General features: G+C 65.1%; 15 protein-coding genes and 2 pseudogenes. 12 read left to right on the top strand and 5 right to left on the bottom strand.

Features of this window, described 5'->3' with window-relative positions; translation table 11 throughout:
* Window positions 1–35: 35 nt before the first annotated feature.
* From QPK27_RS23605 to QPK27_RS23595, 4 genes are all read right to left on the bottom strand, one after another.
* On the bottom strand, window positions 36–1,463 hold the full coding sequence (locus tag QPK27_RS23605; protein WP_290420615.1) for a hypothetical protein: 1,428 nt from the start codon (window positions 1,461–1,463) through the stop codon (window positions 36–38).
* On the bottom strand, window positions 1,460–2,158 hold the full coding sequence (locus tag QPK27_RS23600) for a hypothetical protein (protein ID WP_162819335.1): 699 nt from the start codon (window positions 2,156–2,158) through the stop codon (window positions 1,460–1,462). Before QPK27_RS23600 ends, QPK27_RS23605 begins: the two co-directional genes overlap by 4 nt.
* A gap of 158 nt (window positions 2,159–2,316) precedes the next feature.
* Window positions 2,317–2,682: a helix-turn-helix domain-containing protein gene (locus tag QPK27_RS25555; RefSeq protein ID WP_109343494.1), complete on the bottom strand. Its 366-nt coding sequence runs from the start codon at window positions 2,680–2,682 to the stop codon at window positions 2,317–2,319.
* A 1,432-nt stretch (window positions 2,683–4,114) separates the two neighbouring features.
* Window positions 4,115–5,263, bottom strand: a complete 1,149-nt coding sequence (locus tag QPK27_RS23595) for a glutathione-independent formaldehyde dehydrogenase (protein WP_290420614.1) — start codon at window positions 5,261–5,263, stop codon at window positions 4,115–4,117.
* A 371-nt stretch (window positions 5,264–5,634) separates the two neighbouring features.
* Between QPK27_RS23595 and QPK27_RS23590 the strand changes: the two genes are divergently transcribed.
* From QPK27_RS23590 to QPK27_RS23535, 12 genes and pseudogenes are all read left to right on the top strand, one after another.
* Window positions 5,635–6,810 (top strand): L-dopachrome tautomerase-related protein, encoded by a 1,176-nt coding sequence (locus QPK27_RS23590; RefSeq protein WP_290420613.1) that lies wholly within the window; start codon window positions 5,635–5,637, stop codon window positions 6,808–6,810.
* A gap of 43 nt (window positions 6,811–6,853) precedes the next feature.
* Window positions 6,854–7,582, top strand: a complete 729-nt coding sequence (locus tag QPK27_RS23585) for an SRPBCC family protein (protein ID WP_290420612.1) — start codon at window positions 6,854–6,856, stop codon at window positions 7,580–7,582.
* Window positions 7,583–7,593: 11 nt separating this feature from the next.
* On the top strand, window positions 7,594–8,766 hold the full coding sequence (locus tag QPK27_RS23580) for a zinc-dependent alcohol dehydrogenase (protein WP_290420611.1): 1,173 nt from the start codon (window positions 7,594–7,596) through the stop codon (window positions 8,764–8,766).
* 51 nt (window positions 8,767–8,817) lie between these two features.
* Window positions 8,818–9,657: pseudogene (locus tag QPK27_RS23575) on the top strand (PAS domain-containing protein); the annotation flags it as partial.
* Between the two features lie 54 nt (window positions 9,658–9,711).
* A pseudogene (locus QPK27_RS23570) lies at window positions 9,712–10,431 on the top strand (putative bifunctional diguanylate cyclase/phosphodiesterase); the annotation flags it as partial.
* A 66-nt stretch (window positions 10,432–10,497) separates the two neighbouring features.
* Window positions 10,498–11,415 (top strand): ROK family protein, encoded by a 918-nt coding sequence (locus QPK27_RS23565; protein WP_290420610.1) that lies wholly within the window; start codon window positions 10,498–10,500, stop codon window positions 11,413–11,415.
* Window positions 11,408–12,139 (top strand): copper homeostasis protein CutC, encoded by a 732-nt coding sequence (locus tag QPK27_RS23560; RefSeq protein WP_290420609.1) that lies wholly within the window; start codon window positions 11,408–11,410, stop codon window positions 12,137–12,139. Before QPK27_RS23565 ends, QPK27_RS23560 begins: the two co-directional genes overlap by 8 nt.
* A 117-nt stretch (window positions 12,140–12,256) precedes the next feature.
* On the top strand, window positions 12,257–12,928 hold the full coding sequence (locus QPK27_RS23555; protein WP_290420608.1) for an amino acid ABC transporter permease: 672 nt from the start codon (window positions 12,257–12,259) through the stop codon (window positions 12,926–12,928).
* Window positions 12,928–13,599, top strand: coding sequence for an amino acid ABC transporter permease (locus QPK27_RS23550; protein ID WP_290420607.1), 672 nt, complete (start codon window positions 12,928–12,930; stop codon window positions 13,597–13,599). Before QPK27_RS23555 ends, QPK27_RS23550 begins: the two co-directional genes overlap by 1 nt.
* A 1-nt stretch (window position 13,600) precedes the next feature.
* A complete protein-coding gene (locus QPK27_RS23545; protein WP_290420606.1) occupies window positions 13,601–14,335 on the top strand; it encodes an amino acid ABC transporter ATP-binding protein in 735 nt (244 codons plus the stop codon).
* A 10-nt stretch (window positions 14,336–14,345) separates the two neighbouring features.
* Window positions 14,346–15,272 carry an isoaspartyl peptidase/L-asparaginase gene (locus QPK27_RS23540; RefSeq protein ID WP_290420605.1) on the top strand — a complete coding sequence of 309 codons (927 nt, stop codon included), beginning with the start codon at window positions 14,346–14,348 and terminating at the stop codon, window positions 15,270–15,272.
* A gap of 11 nt (window positions 15,273–15,283) precedes the next feature.
* Window positions 15,284–16,093 carry a transporter substrate-binding domain-containing protein gene (locus tag QPK27_RS23535; RefSeq protein ID WP_290420604.1) on the top strand — a complete coding sequence of 270 codons (810 nt, stop codon included), beginning with the start codon at window positions 15,284–15,286 and terminating at the stop codon, window positions 16,091–16,093.
* A gap of 15 nt (window positions 16,094–16,108) precedes the next feature.
* Here QPK27_RS23535 and QPK27_RS23530 read toward each other — a convergent pair whose 3' ends face one another.
* Window positions 16,109–17,107, bottom strand: coding sequence for a LacI family DNA-binding transcriptional regulator (locus tag QPK27_RS23530; RefSeq protein ID WP_290420603.1), 999 nt, complete (start codon window positions 17,105–17,107; stop codon window positions 16,109–16,111).
* Between the last annotated feature and the right edge of the window lie 107 nt (window positions 17,108–17,214).

Here is a 17,214-nt window from a genome sequence, read left to right as displayed (position 1 = left end):
ACCTCTACTTTTAGCGTGCTCTAAAAATGGGGGGATTACCAAAGAAGCTTCAAGTCTTGCTGCGCCGGAATGGGTAAAGGCTGCAGAAACACTCCCGAATCGGAGCGATTCAAGCCATGCTGGAGCGCTCCTATCGGCGAAGAGAAATTGTTACCCTCATTCCCTTCCTCGTTGTGCTCTCTGATGCAGGCATAAATGACATCAATGAGGTCACGTATGGTGATCTCGAACTTCACGGCCTGCTCGACGGGCTTATTGCGGCGCGTGTCTTTTGGCCCAGACCCGAATGTGGAAGGCAGTCTTTTTAAACCACGCTCGCTCAGTTTGCCAAAAATCCTTTCAACTGGATGCCTACGCCACCACGCCTTGACCGGACCGAAATTGATCGCACAACTGAGTGTACGGATTATGTTATCGACGACTTCGGTCGCCGCATTCGACCATGCGTTATCCATTTTCAGGACGCCGAAGCCCTGGAACGCTATCTCGGGCATGATTTGTATGGGGAAAACCTTGCCGTCAACAGTTAATGGGCAAGTAGCCGCATCGCTTTCTTCGGCCGGTGGACGTATCGCGGACTCGACCACCTCTAGCACACTGTCCCCGCTCGGGTTCCCCTCGAGCGCTACAAACGCGCCCAGCACAAGATTCCATCGCTCCTCAATAAGAAAGCCGATGTGCCAGCGAGCAAGCGGTACTGGCAAGCGTCCGCCATCTTCGGTCTCCAGGATCAGAACTGAAGCTGCGTCGACTTTATGGAAATCTAATTGGCAGGCGCCATAGCCGCGAAGCTGCGGAAAAAGGCTGCGCCTCCCAGAACCGACCCCATGTCGACGCGCCGCTTCCTCTCCAGAGCGAGCCGAGAACCAGCGCGTTGCGTTCTCGCTCAGCAAACCGATACAAAATTGCCGAAGAGACTTGTATCCGCAATTCTTCGTACTGAATGGCCAGTCCTCCGACGTAAAACCCAGTGAGCGTAGCTGGTCAAGAAATTCACCATGAAGCTCGGCGTAGCTGATCCGAACTACTCGAACCGAACGCTCTCCAGTGCCAAGAAAGCGGTTCCGAATGTGTAGCTCCACTTCGGGAAATCGCGCGAACAGCTGCGATAGAGCACCTGCACACCCACCCGATCCTTCACCTAGCTCATGGACAACTGGAGCACGTCGCTCGTAGCCGCGCAAACGCTTCCAAGGCACCAGCGCACGAAAGCCGGCGATCGTGCCGTCCTCACCACCAGCCATGCATCGGCCAACCAGGTAGAAAATCTTCTGGCGCGGTATCGCCGTAGCAGCTGTGATCTGTTCGTGCGCTACTCCGTCCGCGTACATTGCGACAGCCAGCTTACGAGGTCGGTAAATACGCAGGATTTCTTCGTTCAGGACTTCCTCATCAGGTGCTGGCCACTGCGACAAGTTCGCAAAGGCAGCAGGAATAAGGGTCCGGCTACGTGGGACACTCATGACCGCACCCGGTCGAGTTGCGAGTGAGTTCCGAATAGGCGGCGAGTCAGATCGGTATGCACCGTGCCTTCCTGGAGCGCCCTGGCCACCACGGCAAGCATGATGCTCCGATCGGCCCGGGCGTCGGCCAAGACATCCTGTACGCGCAACGCGCCATGTCGAGACATTAATGCCAAGAACAGCTCGGTTTCGCGATACGTGGGATAAGCTTTGACACGGGTCATGATTGCGCAGAGCATGAGCCAGTTGTCCAGGAAGACTTCTTTCCCAAGCAGTTCAAGTTCGCTGCGCGCATGAACTTCTACACCGGCCGATGATGCCTTCTCTCGCAGACCCTCCGGAATCGAGGGATCACTTTCCTTGCCTGATGAAGAGCGCCCAGAACGAGCTATGACGATCCAATGCTCAGCGCCGTCGCGGCTGCGTACCCTGACATAGCCGGCATCACTGTTTGAAGCAACTTTAAAAGGATCATCGACGAGTTCGTAACCAGCAACGCCCGTATCACCTTCAAGTAGCATCAAGTGCATGAAGGGCACGTCACCGGACACGGTAAGGCGGCGATTGTTCTTGGGGGAATCGAAGATCCAGAGATTCGATACCTTGGCCGCGCGTTTGCGTATCACGGACAAAGGCGTAAAAGTTTCCCGCGCATGTGCACTTGCGCAAACGGGTTCTAAGACTGCTTTCACCATTGCTCTACCCTCCAGTTAATAGACGGATGCAGCTTTTTTGAAAACAACAGTTGACCGTCCGGCCGGAGAGCGATATCTTAGAATTTCCACGTTCGAAGATACTATCTCGGCCAGAAAGCGGCGGATCTCAGTTGTAGGGGGTTCGTCGTTTTCTACATTTATTCCTCCTTAAGGATCGCTGCGATACGCGCCGCTTGCTCGTGTGTAATCCTGGGCGCCGATTGAATCAATGACTTCACGAGTGGTGCTATAGAGGTCGAGGCCACAGAACTGTGACAAGTCGCGGCGCACCGATCTGCAACCGCGACAGCGAACAAACGGTGCGACTCAGCGTCGCTCAGTTCCAGCGCCTCGACGATGCGGCACAAGAGGAGCGTCGAAGGCGGCCCCTTTCTTGAATTCTCCAGCTGCGAGTAGTAGCCTCTACCCAATCCGGCACGAGAGGCAACGTCTGCTTGCGTCACGCCTGTGCGAATTCTTAGGGCATACAATTCACTGCCAAAGTTAGTTTCGGCTGCTCGCATGTTTTAAGGCGGAAGCTGATTTTGAGTGCGAATGCAGTTTATACAACTGCTTTCGGTATTCCGCAAGCAAAATATTCCCTGGGTTTAGATAATGCTGGCGATACTGCTTTCTCTGCTACGACGACCGCCCCAGATAATATCTGCGTTGGTGTTCCAAAGGCTGCACCACGTATATTCAGTTGCGAGACAAGAACGCGGTGCTCGTAAGGGCAGATGTCTAGATAACGCCTGGTCGATTCGCCAAAAACTAACTTTTTAGGGCGCCGTTGCTTGGCCCGAGGGTGCCGTTTCTCCATCTCTACGAGGACAGAGCATCTGTGTGGCAAAGCGCCTTCGCGCGCAAACCTGAAAAGTAACTTTTTGCGACGTCAACAACCAACTACGGATTATCTAGATAACGTCTAGACGAATCGCTCAAAACTAACTTTTAAGGCGACGCTGCTTGGCCTAGGGTTCGGTTTTGCCATGCCTACGAGGACAGTGGGTCGGTCCCGTAGCGATCCTCCGCGCCAAGCACCTGAAAAGTAACTTTTTCCGACATCAATAACTAACTATGGATCAAATCGGCGTAGCCGAGTCGGCAGCTCTACCAAGGAGCATTATGATTACTCCTGGAAATTGGTATTTCGATAAGGAAAATTGAATGCGATTGATGCTCGATGTTTTGCTAAATCCATGAAGCTTGAACTTCGTACGGAGGGTGACTATTGCGAGGATATTTGAAAGCTGAGCTGGTTTCAATTTGCCCAGTGCTGCCAACGTCTTGCTAACTAGCAGGTCAAGGAAAATGCGGGGATGTGCGCTAAGTCTACATCTATAGGTTTGAATTCGATCCCATCAACTAAGTCACCATATTTAGGTACAATGTTGCCGACGAGAGAAATGCCGAAGTACTCAAAATAGATGACTCTTGCACGAATCCCAAACAATTCAGTCACTTAGTCGAAAATTACGTCACCTGATTTAGGTACGAGTACTTTGGGCCGATCGCTCCTCCGGTCATTTCCTATACGGTCATGTACAACTCTTTGCTGACACCAATCTGTACGTGCCTGCCAAGTAAAACGATAAGATGAACAACCGGCTTGAGCATTGCGGATTTGGCGCTTCCGGGTCGCTGTGCACCGCAGGGTCATGAATACGAATAGCCGCCAGCATTGTGCCGGTTGCCTTACGTGATCGAGTTTGTTGACCGGCTAACGTCAGTACCCATTCGACCTAGCAGACCCATTCAACGTACGGTCTGGGTCATCAACGACGCCGACAGCTTCGCGCTGGCCCAAGCGCAGACCGGCGCTGGCCTGCAAGGCGTGGTCCGGCTTCATGACACCGCCATGTATTCCGATCGCCGGCGTAGTCGGCCCGGACAGCCGCGGAGGCTGCGCGTTCCTGATGCGAACGCGCGTCGCATCCCGGACAGCGCCCTGCTGCATTACGCTCCCGGATGCAGGATCACCTTGGTCCAGCCATGGTCGCGCTGGTCGAAGTGCTGGTAGGCGTCCGGCGCCTGCTCCAGCTTGAGTTCATGCGACACGATGAACGAGGGCTTGGCGCGGCCGGCGTGGATCAGGTCGCGCAGCTGCCGGTTGTAGGCCTTGACCGGGCACTGGCCGGTGCCCACGCGCTGTCCCTTGAACCAGAGCATGCCCCAGTCGAGCGCGATCTTGCCCTCTTTCTCGAGCGCGTCCGGGCCGTTCGGGTCTTCCGGCACGAACACCCCGACCACGCCGATGCCGCCGGTGAACTTGACCGAGTTGACCAGGTTGTTCATCGTGAGATTGGGCCGCTCCTGGCGATGATGATGATGGTCGTGACACTGGTAGCCGACGCATTCGCAGCCGGCGTCGGCGCCGCGCCCGTGGGTCAGCTCCATCACCCGCTGCACCGGGTCTTCCTTCGAATAATCGATCGCGATCGCGCCGATCGACTCGGCCAGCTGGAGCCGGTCCGAATGGCAGTCGACCACTATCACGCTGCAAGCGCCCTTGATCATCGCCGAGTGCGCGGCCATCAGGCCCACCGGTCCGGCGCCGTAGATCACCACCGCGTCGCCCGGCTTCATGCCGGCCAGTTCGGTGGCGTGCCATCCGGTCGGGAAGATGTCGGCGCACATCACGTAGTCGAACTGCTTCTCTTCTGCGTCCGGCGGCAGTTTGAGGCACATGAAGTCGGCCCACGGCACGCGCAGGAATTCGGCCTGCCCGCCCTGCCAGGGACCCATGTCGGCGAAGCCGAAGGCGCCGCCGGCCACGCCCGGCTCGTTCGCCTTGAGGCAATAGTTGGTCAGCCCGCGTTCACAATTCTTGCAGTGGCCGCAGCTGACGTTAAACGGCATGCAGACCCAGTCGCCGGGCCTGCGCCGCTCGACCGCCGGACCGACTTCCATGACCACCCCGAGATTCTCGTGGCCGAACACGCGGCCCTGCTCGAAGTCGGTGCGCCCTTCGTACATGTGCAGGTCGGACCCGCAGATATTGGTGCTGGTGATCCTGACGATGGCATCGGTCGGACGCTCGATCTTGGGGTCCGGCACGTCTTCGACTGCAACCTGGTTGGGACCGCGATAGACAACAGCTTTCATGGTCTACTCCTTGAGCTGCCGGGCAATAGTTAGCCCTCCACGAAACGACGCGGCGACGGGTTCCGGCAGTCGTTCGTGATGGCCGCGAAAAGCGCCCGCGGGACCGTCTGGCTGCAGCTGGACCAGCGAGGTCCGGCGGCACAAGAGAATCAGGTTAGACACGTGTTCGTCTCACCGCAAGCGGCGATTCGATTGAGGCGTCAACCGCCGAGTCGCTTTTTCTCCACCTGTTCAACAACTTCCGAAATGCGCTTGCTGGCTGCGGTGTATGCATGTAGCCTTCGGCATTCACCTCGCCCCCCCGCCAGCTGCGCAGCCCGGTCACACTGGGCTCTTGCAGTCCACGCTGCCGTCTTCCTGAAGGAAGCATCATGCGAATCACCGCCATGCTGTTGGTCCCCGGCCTCGCCCTCGTATTCGCCGGCCTCACGAGCACGTCGGCCCCGGCGCAAACCCCGGCCGCGGCGCCCACCCGGCCCGAGCAAGCCCGCACCGGAGCCGCCGTACTGCAACAGGTGGCCCGGTTCGAACACCAGGTCACCGGCGTTACCGTCAGCGAGCGCGGACGCGTGTTCGTCAACTTCCCGCGCTGGACCGAAGACGCGCCGCTCTCGGTCGCCGAAGTCATGCAGGACGGCAGCCTGCGTCCCTATCCCGACGCGCAATGGAATGCCTGGCGCAACGTCCGCCGCGACGAGCTCGACCCGGGCGAACACTGGGTCTGCGTGCAGAGCGTGGTGGCCGACGGCCGCGGCAGCGTGTGGGTGGTCGATCCGGCCGCGCCCGCCGTGGATGGGCTGGTGCCGGGCGGGCCCAAGCTGGTGCGCATCGACCTGGCCAGCGACCGCGTGACCCAGGTGATCCGCTTTGGCCAGGATGTCGCGATTCCCGGTTCCTACCTGAACGACGTGCGGTTCTCGCCCGACGGCAAACACGCCTTCCTCACCGATGCCGGACAGCGCGGCGCCCTGGTCGTGGTCGAGCTGGCCAGCGGCCGGGCGCGCCGCGTGCTGGACGGCCATCCATCGACCCAGCCCGAGAAAGGCGTGACGGTGCGCACCGACGGCAAGCCGCTGCGCTATCCGGACGGGCGGCCGGTGCTGTTCGCCGCCGACAGCATCGCGCTGTCGGGCGACGGCGCCTGGCTGTACTGGAAAGCGCTCACCGGCAGTACCTTGTACCGCATCCGCAGCGCGGCCCTGACTACGCCCGGCATGGCGGCGGACGACCTTGCACGACAGGTGCAGCCCTGGGGCAAGGTCGGACCAACCGACGGCCTGTGGGTCGGGCGCGGCGGCGACACCCTGTATCTCAGCGCGATCGAAGACAACGCGATCAAGACGCGCAAGCTGTCGCAGGGTCCGAACGGCGCCGTGCGCACGCTGCTGCAGGATCCACGCCTGCGCTGGCCCGACACCTTCAGCGAAGGGCCGGACGGCAGCCTGTACGTGACCAGCTCGCGCATCCAGGACTCGGCCTTCTTCAACCGCGACGCGCCGCTGGCGCTGCCAACCCAGCTGTGGCGCCTGCCGCGTCCACGCGACTGACGGACCGGCGCGCCCACTTCACTCGACAACGGGAGATTCAAACATGGCAAGCAGACTCTATCCTCAACCAGGGAGCAGCGCAGCGCGCCGCGATCGACCATCCGCGACGGACGCGGACGGCGGCGCGGCGCACGGGCTGGGCTGGATTCCGATCGCACTCGGGGGAGCCGCCGTCGTCGCCGGACTCGGCGGGCGCAAGAAAGCGGCGCTCGCGCTCGGCGCACTCGCCGGGGCCGGCGCGCTGAGCGCGCTGCGCCGCGCGCAATCCGGACCGGCGCAAGCGGGGGGCACGCCCGAAGTCGAGCGTTCGATCACCATCGGCAAGAGCGCCGACGAACTGCGCGAATCCTGGCGCGACCCGCGCACGCTGCCGCAGATCATGGCCGGCTTCGCCACCGTGCGCCCCGGCCCGGAGGGCCGCCTGCACTGGAAGCTGGAAGGGCCGCTCGGCCGCGTTTGCGAATGGGAGACCGAGAGCGTCGAGCACGCCGGCCAGGCGGTCGGGTGGCGCACGCTGTCCGGCGGCGCCGTCGCGACCGAGGCCACCGTGCGCTTCGCCCCCGCCCCGGCTGGCCGCGGCACCGTGGTCACCCTGCACTGGCGCTTCGACCCGCCCGGTGGCGCGCTCGGCGAGTGGGTGTTCGAATTGCTGGGCGGCGCGCCGCTGCGCGTGGCCGCCGATGGCGTGCTGCGGCGCTTCAAGAACCTGGTCGAGACCGGGGAAATTCCCACCACCGCGCGCCAGCCCGCCGCTCGCGCCGACACCCACTGAAGGAGCACACCATGCGAGCACTCTACTGGAACGGCGTGAACGACCTGCGGGTCGGCAGCGTGAAAGACCCCGAGATCGTCAATCCCCACGACGCCATCCTGCGCGTCAGCCTGTCGACCACCTGCGGCTCCGACCTGCACTTCATCGACGGCTACATCCCGACCATGAAGGCCGGCGACGTGATCGGCCACGAGTTCATGGGCGTGATCGAGGAGGTCGGCCCTGCGGTCAAGCGCGTCAGGAAAGGCGACCGCGTGGTCGTGCCCTCGTTCATCGTGTGCGGCGAATGCTGGTATTGCCAGCATGCGCAGTACTCGCTGTGCGACAACACCCACCCCAAGCCCGAACTGCAGGAGCCGCTGCTGGGCGGCTATACCACCGCCGGCATCTACGGCTATACCCATGCCTTCGGCGGCTATGCCGGCGCCCACGCGCAATACGTGCGGGTGCCGTTCGCCGACAACGATTGCTTCAAGGTGCCCGACGGCGTGGCCGACGAGACCGCGCTGTTCCTGTCGGACGCGGCGCCGACCGGCTACATGGGCGCCGATTTTTGCGACATCCAGCCGGGCGACACGGTCGCGGTCTGGGGTTGCGGCGGTGTTGGCCTGATGGCCCAGCAGAGCGCGCGCCTGATGGGCGCCGAGCGGGTGATCGGGATCGACCGCTTTCCCGAGCGCCTGCAGATGGCGCGCGAGCACGCCGGGTCCGAGACGATCGACTACACCCAGGTCGACAGCGTGCTGGACACGCTCAAGGAGATGACCGGTGGACGCGGCCCCGATGCCTGCATCGACGCGGTCGGCATGGAGGCGCACGGCACCGGGCCGCAATACGCCTACGACCGGGTGAAACAGGCGCTGCGCCTGGAAACCGACCGCGGGCAGGCGCTGCGCGAAGCCATCATGGCCTGCCGCAAGGGCGGCACGCTGTCGGTGCTCGGCGTCTACGGCCTGATCGACAAGTTCCCGATGGGCGCCATCATGAACAAGGGCATGACGCTGCGCACCGCCCAGCAGCATGGGCAGGCGTACATGGAGCGGCTGCTGTCGCATGCGCAGAAAGGCGAACTGAACCCCGCCTACCTGGCCACGCACCGCTTCCCGCTCGAGGAGGCGCCGCGCGGCTACGACATGTTCAAGCACAAGACGGATGGCTGCGTGCGCGCGGTGTTCGCGCCGTGAGGCCGGCCGCCGGGCCTTGCGGACACCAGGCTGGCGGCCGGACGGTCTACAATGCGACCCTCCTGTCCTTACCTGCACCTCATGGCTCCAGACCAATGTTCAGATCATCCGCCGGATCGCGGCGGCGCGGCCGACGGCCCGGCCGGGTCGCGCGAACCGGGACAGGCGTCGCAGGGGCTGTCCGTGCTGGAGCGGTTGTCGGCCACGCTCGAGTCGATCACCGACGCCCTGTACACGCTGGACCGGGAATGGCGCTTCACGTATCTGAACCGCGAAGCCGAGCGCCTGTTCAAGCGCCCGCGCGCCGAGCTGCTGGGCAAGGTGCTGTGGGATGAATTCAGCGCGCTGAAGGGCCAGATCGGCTACCGCGAACTGCATCGCGCGCTGCGCGAGCAGCGCACCGTGGTGTTCGAGGAATACTACGCGCCGTACCGGAGCTGGTCCGAAGTGCGCGCCTATCCGGCCGACGACGGGCTCACCGTCTATTTCCGCGACATCAGCGAGGCGCGCCGGGCGGCCGAGGCGCTGCGCCTGAGCGAGGAACGTTTCCGCACCATCGCCCGCGCCACCACCGACGTGGTATGGGACTGGGACCTGGAACGCGACACGCTGTGGATCAGCGACAGCGTCGAAGCGGTATTCGGCTACCCGGTCGCCGATTTCTGCGGACCGATCCAGGCCTGGTCGGATCATATCCATCCGGACGAGCGCGACCGCGTCGTCGCCGACATCCGCGCCGCGATCGCGGGCGACGCCGCTCAGTGGAAGGACGAATACCGTTTGTTGCGCAAGGACGGCTCGCCCGCCTTCGTGCTCGACCGCGGCTTCATCTCGCGCGACGCCGATGGCCGCGCCACGCGCATGATCGGCGCCATGGTCGACCTCACCGAGCGGCGCCAGGCCTTGCTCGCGTGCGAAGTACAAGACAAGGCGCACGGCGACAGCCAGTTCGAGCTGCACTACCAGCCGCAGGTCGACCGCCACGGCCGGGTGAGCGGGGTCGAAGCGCTGCTGCGCTGGCGCCATCCGACGCGCGGCATGGTGGCGCCGGCCGACTTCATCGCGCTGGCCGAGGAAACCGGGCTGGTGCTGGCGCTCGGACGCTGGGTACTGCAGCAGGCCTGCCACCAGCTGCTGGCCTGGTCCGCCAGCCCGGCCACGGCAGGGCTCGAGATCGCGGTCAATATCAGCGCGCGCCAGTTGCATCATCCGCAGTTCGTGGACCAGGTGCTGGAACTGGTGGCGGCGGCCGGCGTCGATGCGCGCCGGCTCAAGCTCGAACTGACCGAGACCTCGGTGCTGGAGGACGTCGGCGACAGCATCGCCAAGATGCACGCGCTCAAAGCCCACGGCGTGAGCTTCGCGCTGGACGACTTCGGCACCGGCTATTCTTCGCTCGCTTATCTCAAGCAGCTGCCGCTCGACATGCTCAAGATCGACCGCTCGTTCGTCGTCGACCTCCTGACCGACCGCGACGACGCCGTGATCGCCCGCACCATCCTGGCGCTCGGCCGCGGGCTGGGCATGCGGGTGCTGGCCGAAGGGGTCGAAACGGCGGCCCAGCGCGACTTTCTGTTCCAGCACGGCTGCGACGCCTGCCAGGGCTATCTGTACTCGCGCGCGTTGCCGGCCGAGGCGCTCGGGTCGATGTTGCGCCGGCAATGACGAAACACGCCGGGCTTTTCAGTCGCGGCTAGCCATCCGGGCACGGTTGGCTTTATGATTTCCGCCATGATTACCTGTTTCGATATTGGCGGCAGCGCCATCAAATGCGCCGTCGCGAGCGCCGACGGCCAGCTCGGCACTCTCCGGCGCGTGCCGACGCCGCTCCACGACTTCGCCGCCTTCAGCGCCGCCATGGCGGCCCTGATCGACGCCGGCGGCGCCTCGCGCGGCGTGGCCATCTCGATCGCCGGCGTGGTCGACCCGGACAATGGCCGCATCAAGTGCGCCAACATCCCCTGCATCGACGGTCGCGCGCTGGCCGCCGACCTGTCCGCCGCGCTCGGGCTGCCGGTCTGGATCATCAACGATGCCGACAGTTTTGCCCTGGCCGAGGCCAATGCCGGCGCCGCACGCGGCCACGCCAACGTGTTCGGCCTGATCCTGGGCACCGGCGTCGGCGGCGGCCTGGTGATCGGCGGCCGGCTGGTGAGCGGTCCCGGCGGTTTCGCAGGCGAATGGGGACACGGCCCGGCGGCCGCGCAATGTGCCGGCTCGCCCCCCGTCGCCATCCCGCGCCTGCCATGCGGCTGCGGCCAGAGCGGCTGCCTGGACACGGTCGGCGGCGCACGCGGCATGGAGCGGCTGCACCTGATGCTTCACGGCCAGACGCTCGACAGCCGCGCGATCGTCGACGCCTGGCAGGCCGGCGACGCGAACGCGAGCCGCACCATCGACTGCTTCACCGACCTGCTGAGCGGGCCGCTGGCGATGCTGGTCAACACGGTCGGCGCCTCGATCCTGCCGGTCGGCGGCGGCCTGTCGAACAGCGCGCCGCTGATCGCGCGCCTGGATCAGGCAGTGCGCGCATCCATCCTGCGCAAGACCGACACCCCGATCATCGTACCGGGCCAGGCTGGCGCGGAGCCGGGACTGATCGGCGCAGCCTGGCTGGGGCTGGAGAACATCGGAAGCGCACATGCCTGAGCCGATCACGCTGGAAGTCTGCGTCGATAGCGCCCAGGGCCTGGCCACGGCGATCGAAGGCGGCGCCGACCGCATCGAGCTGTGCAGCGCACTCGAAATTGGCGGGTTGACGCCCTCCTTCGGTCTGCTGCGCATCGCTGCATCCAGCCGGGTTCCGGTAGTAGCCATGATCCGTCCGCGCGGCGGCGACTTCTGCTTCGACGAAACGGAAACGCAGGTGATGCTGCACGAGATCGACGCCGTCGCCGACGCCGGGCTACAAGGCGTGGTGCTCGGCGCCTCGCTGCCGGACGGCGGGCTCGACGCCCGGACCCTGGAGCGGCTGGTACGCCGGGCGTCCGATCACGGGCTGCGCTGCACGCTGCACCGCGCCATCGACCTGTGTCCGGACCTGGCGCAAGCCACCGCTCAGGCCATCGAGCTGGGCTTCGAACGCATCCTGACTTCGGGCGGCGCCAGGAGTGCGCCGGAAGGCCTGGACGGGCTGCAACGCTGCTTCGCCGCCGCCGCCGGCCGCATCACGATCATGCCCGGCGCCGGCATCAACGCAGGTAATGTCAACCTGCTGCGCTCACGCCTGGCGCTGACCGACGTCCATGCCTCCTGCTCGGCGCCATTGCCGGCGCCGTCGCCACAGGTGGCGGCTTTCGGCTTCGATTCAGGCGGACGCCGACAGACCGACAGTAGCAAAGTCGCCTCTCTTAAAGCGGCCTTGCTGGTCTGACACCCCGAACGGCCGGCGTTTCTCTTGATATTTTCATTACTTCATGGGAAACTCGGCCGCATCAGAGTGAAACCGGTTTCACTTTCTACTCTCAGCTGAATCCGTCGGAGCATCCGTTTGCCGTTCGACCTGACATCCATCACGCCGTATCTGGGCGACCTCGCCGCCGGCGCCCGCCTGACCGCCCTCGCGTGCCTGCTGGCGCTGGCCGGTGCTCTGGCGATCGGCGTCGCGGTGGCGCTGATGCGCACCGCGGCCATGCCGCTGGCGCGGCGCGTGGCCGAGTTCTACGTCGATGTCTTCCGCAACGTGCCGTTCATCGTCCAGCTGTTCTTCCTGTTTTACGGCTTGCCCGAGATCGGTCCGGAGCTGAGCCCCTTCAATACGGGCGTGCTGGGCCTGGCGCTGGCGGGCGGCGCGTTCACCTCGGACGTGATCCGCTCCGGCATCCTGGCGCTGGAGCCGGGCGTGCTCGAAGCCGCCCAGGTCAGCGGCCTGTCGCGCCTGACCATCTACCGCCGCATCGTGCTGCCGATGGCGCTGCGCACCTCGATCCGCCCGCTGGGCGCGGTGTTCGTCAACCTGATCCTCACCTCGTCGATCCTGTCGGCGATCACGATCAATGAACTGACCGGCGTGGCCAAGATCGTGGCCTCGGACACCTTCCAGCCGTTCGAGGTCTACGCTCTGCTGCTGCTGGCCTACTTCGCGTTGACCACCCTGGTGTCGCTGGCCGCCGGCGCGCTGCACCGGCGCATGAACCGGCATTTGCAAGGGGGGCCGGCCTGATGCGCTATTCCGGCTTCACCTGGCATGACCTGGTCGTGCTGCTGCAGGGGCTGGGCGTCTCGGTCGCCCTGTTCATCGCGACCACCATCATCGGCCTGGCGCTCGGCCTTGCCTGGGCCACGGTGCGCTACTACCGCACGCCGATGCTGGCGCCACTGGTCGCCGCGCTCGCCGAGCTGCTGAAGAATTCCCCGGTGCTGGTGCAACTGTTCCTGGTGTTCTTCGGTTTGCCGGTGCTGCTGGGCGCCGACCTGACGCCGGTCGAGGCGGCCCTGATTACCCTGTCCGGCAATACGGCGGCGTTCATCTACGTGATCGCATCATCGAGCATCGAATCGGTCGGGCGCGAGCAGCTGGAGACGGCGCGCGTGTTTGGCCTCAGCCGCTGGCAGACGCTGCGCCGGGTGATCGCGCCGCAGGCGGCGGCGTTCGGCTTCGGGCCGCTCACCGGGCTGCTGATCAACCAGCTGCAGGTCACGTCCCTGATCTCGGTGATCGGGGTGGTCGATCTCACCAAGGTGGGCGCGATCCTCAACGTGCGCACGCTCGAGCCGTTCCTGGTCTGGACCGTGATCGGCGTGCTGTACTACCTGATGGCGCGCCTGATCGCCCGGGTGTGCGCACGTGCCGAGACGCGCCTGCGCGCGCATAGTGAATGGAAAGGTTTGTAGGATGATCCAACTCGACGGCGTCGTCAAACGCTTCGGCGCCAATACCGTCCTGGACGGCATCGACCTGCGCATCGCGCCGGGCGAGGTGGTGTCGATCCTCGGGGCCAGCGGCTCCGGCAAGTCGACCCTGATCCGCTGCCTCAACGGGCTCGAACGGCTCGATGGGGGCGCGATCGCGGTCGACGGCCAGCGCATCGATACGCCCTCGGGCCTGCAGGCCGCGCGCCGCGCCTGCGCCACCGTGTTCCAGCTGTTTAACCTGTACCCGCACATGACGGCGCTGCAGAACGTGACGCTGGCGCCGGTCGAGGTGCTGAAGGTGCCGCGGCGCCAGGCCGAAGAAGAGGCGCGCGCGCTGCTCGCCTCCGTCGGCCTGGGCGAGCGCGCCGACGCCTATCCGGCGCAACTGTCCGGCGGGCAGCGGCAGCGCGTCGGCATTTGCCGCGCGCTGGCGATGAAGCCGCGCTACCTGCTGCTGGACGAAGTCACCAGCGCGCTCGATCCGGAGATGACGGCCGAGGTGCTGGCGATCCTGGCCAAGCTGGCGCACGAAGGCACCACCATGCTGTTCGTGACGCACGAGATCGAGTTCGCGCGCCAGATCTCGAGCCGCATCGTGTTCCTCGAACGGGGCCGCCTGCTGGCCGACCTGCCGACCGCGCAGTTCTTCGCCCCAAGCGGCGGGTTAGCGCAGCCGCGCATCGCCCAATTCCTTTCCAAAATGTCGAAGTCATGAAAGACCCCTTATGAAAATGCTGCTTGCGAATGCCGAAGCCTGGCCCGGTTTCGAGACCACCGTCGACCTGTTGAAGCAAGGCGGCGCCGGCGTCGACGCCATGGTGGCCGGCATCGCCAGGGTCGAACTTGAGGCCAAGGTGCGCAGCGTCGGCTATGGCGGCTGGCCCAATATGGTGGGCGAGATGGAGTTCGACGCCGGCGTGATGGACGGCACCACGCGCGACGTCGGCGCGGTCGGCGCGGTGCCGGCCACCCTGCCCGTCTCGCGGCTGGCGCTGGAAGTCATGCGGCACCTGCCGCACGTGATGCTGACCGGCGCCGGCGCGCGGCGCTTCGCCACCGAGCGCGGTTTCGCGGTCGACGAGGTGCTGCATCCGGACAGCAAGCGGGTCTGGTGGGAGCGGCTGCAGAAGGAGATGTCGCCCGAGCAGCTGGCGGCCTTCCCCGATATCGCGCTGGCGCCGCTGAGCAATACCATCACCGATCCCGAGCGGGTGCGCGACACCACGGTGTTCCTGGGGCGGGACGCCGCGAACGGCATCGGCGCGGTGACCTCGACCTCGGGCTGGGCCTGGAAGTATCCGGGGCGCCTGGGCGACTCGCCGATTCCCGGCGCCGGCTTCTATGCCGACAGCCGCTACGGCGCCGCCGCCTGCACCCATACCGGCGAGATGACGATGCGCTGCGGGACGTCGCGCAGCATCGTGCTGGCGCTCCGGCTCGGGCATTCGCTCGAGGATGCGGTCAAGCTGGCGGTGGAAGAACTGTCGGAACTGAGCACCGGCTTCCTGGCCGGCGTGGTGATCCATGCGATGGACGCCAGGGGCAACCACCAGGTGGTCAACTACCGCTGCGACGAAGAGATCCGCTACTGGTACTGGGACGAACGCATGGCGGCGCCCGAACAACGGGTCGCCACCAGCGTCAAGGCGTGAAGGGACTGCACATGCTGCGTATGCGATCGAGGCTGGCCTGGGGCGCCGCCGCCGCTGTTGCCGTGCTGATGACGGCGGCCATGCCGGCCCAGGCCGGACGCCTCGAGGACATCAAGGCGCGCGGCTACGTGCGCATCGGTGTCTCGCTGGGCGGGGAGCCGATCGGTTTTCGCGACGACCGCAACCAGCCGGTCGGCTATGACGTCGACGTGGCCCGCCAGCTGGCGGCGCGCCTGGGCGTGCCGGTGCGCTTCTCGGACGTCTCAGGCGATGCGCGCATCTCGATGCTGCGCGCGAATCAGCTCGACCTGGTGGTGGCCAACGTCTCGATCACGCCGCAACGCGCGCGCATCGTCGATTTCTCGATCCCGTACAACGCGGCCGGCCTGCGCGTGCTCACGCAAAAGAAGGCGCGCATCAGGACGCTGGCGGACCTGAACGGCAAACGCGTGGTGGTCGGGCGCGGCACCACGGCCAGCGCCTTCCTCAAGAAAGCGGCGCCGCGGGCGGAATTCATCTATGCCGACAGCTTCTCGCCCGACGGCGTCCTGCTGCTCCTGCAACGGCGCGCCGATGCCGGCATCGAGGACTCCTCGCTGCTCGACTACATGGCGAGCAAGTACGACCAGTTCGAGACCCTGCCCGAGATGTATGGCAACACGCCGATCGGCATCGCCATGGCCAAGGGCGATCCGGCGCTGCTCGCCTTCGTCAACGGCTTCGTCGCTGATTACATCCGGTCGGGCGCCTATGCGGCCAACTACCGCAAATGGTGGGGCAGCAAGACCGCGCCGCCGGCGCTGACGCCTGGCGCCCGGTGATGCGCCGCAGCGCCCTTACCCCGTAAGCCGGGGCACGAAGCGCGTCGCGACCAGCACCTGGCCGCTGCCGTGCGCCAGGTGCGCCGGCTCTTTCAGCATGCGCACGATCTGCGCCACGTAGTCGCGCCGGTCCGCGCCGATCGAGGAGATCGGATAGGCGTCGAACTGGGTCAGCGAGATGTTATCGAAGCCGTACAGCCGGAAGCGCTGCGGCCGGTGCTGCGGGAAATGGGCGCGGTGCGCATCGAGCACGCCCATCGCCATCGCATCCGAGGTGCAGAACACGGCGCCGGTAGTTTCCACGTCGATATGCCCGGCCAGCGCGCGCCCGCTGGCATACGAATAGTCGCCCGCCAGTTCGGCCAGCAAGGTAATGCCGTGCCGCTGCAGGGCCGCGCGGTAGGATGCGATGCGCGCCTGCTCCACCAGCGACTCGGGACGGCCGGTCACCAGGAGCGCGCTGCGCACGCCCTTGCCCGCCGCGTCGGCCACGGCTTCGCCGATGCCGTGGCCCTCGTCCAGCGTCACCGACGCCGTGCCCGCGTCGTGGTGACCATTGAGCATCAGCACTGCGTTGTTGCGGAACATGCGGCGCACGGTGGGGGCGTCGGCGAAATCGGAAAACACCAGCGCCGCGTCGACGTGGTAGGCGACGCCGTCGCGCAGGAAGGTCGCGGCATCCTGGCCGGCGCCGACGCGGATGAAGATCACCTGCTTGCCGATCGCCTGGATCTCGGCCAGCAGCAGGTCGAACAGGTCGAGGTCGGACAGGTCGTGGATGTGGTTGACCAGGATCGCGACCAGGTTGACGGTTTGATTGGCCAGTCCGCGTGCCAGCGAATTCGGACGAAAGCCCAGCGTTTCGGCGGCGCGCAGCACCCGCTCGCGCTTGTCGGCCGAGACCGGCCGCGGTTGCGTCGACAAGGCGCGCGAGGCGATCGCGCGCGAGACGCCCGCCAGCGCCGCGACATCGGACAGTGTCGGCGCCGGGGTGGGTTTCAGGACCTCGTTCATGGGCCTGGATTATACCCGGCGGCGATGTTGGCAGCCGGATAAGGGATGACTGGCCGGCCCCTGTTCCTGGTGGCTTGCTTGGATGTTGGTGGTTTCGTCGTAGTTGT

This window comes from Massilia sp. YIM B02443, from assembly GCF_030411955.1.
In the GTDB taxonomy this organism is placed as follows: Bacteria; Pseudomonadota; Gammaproteobacteria; order Burkholderiales; family Burkholderiaceae_D; genus Telluria.
This window is presented reverse-complemented; position numbering and strand designations above follow the sequence as displayed.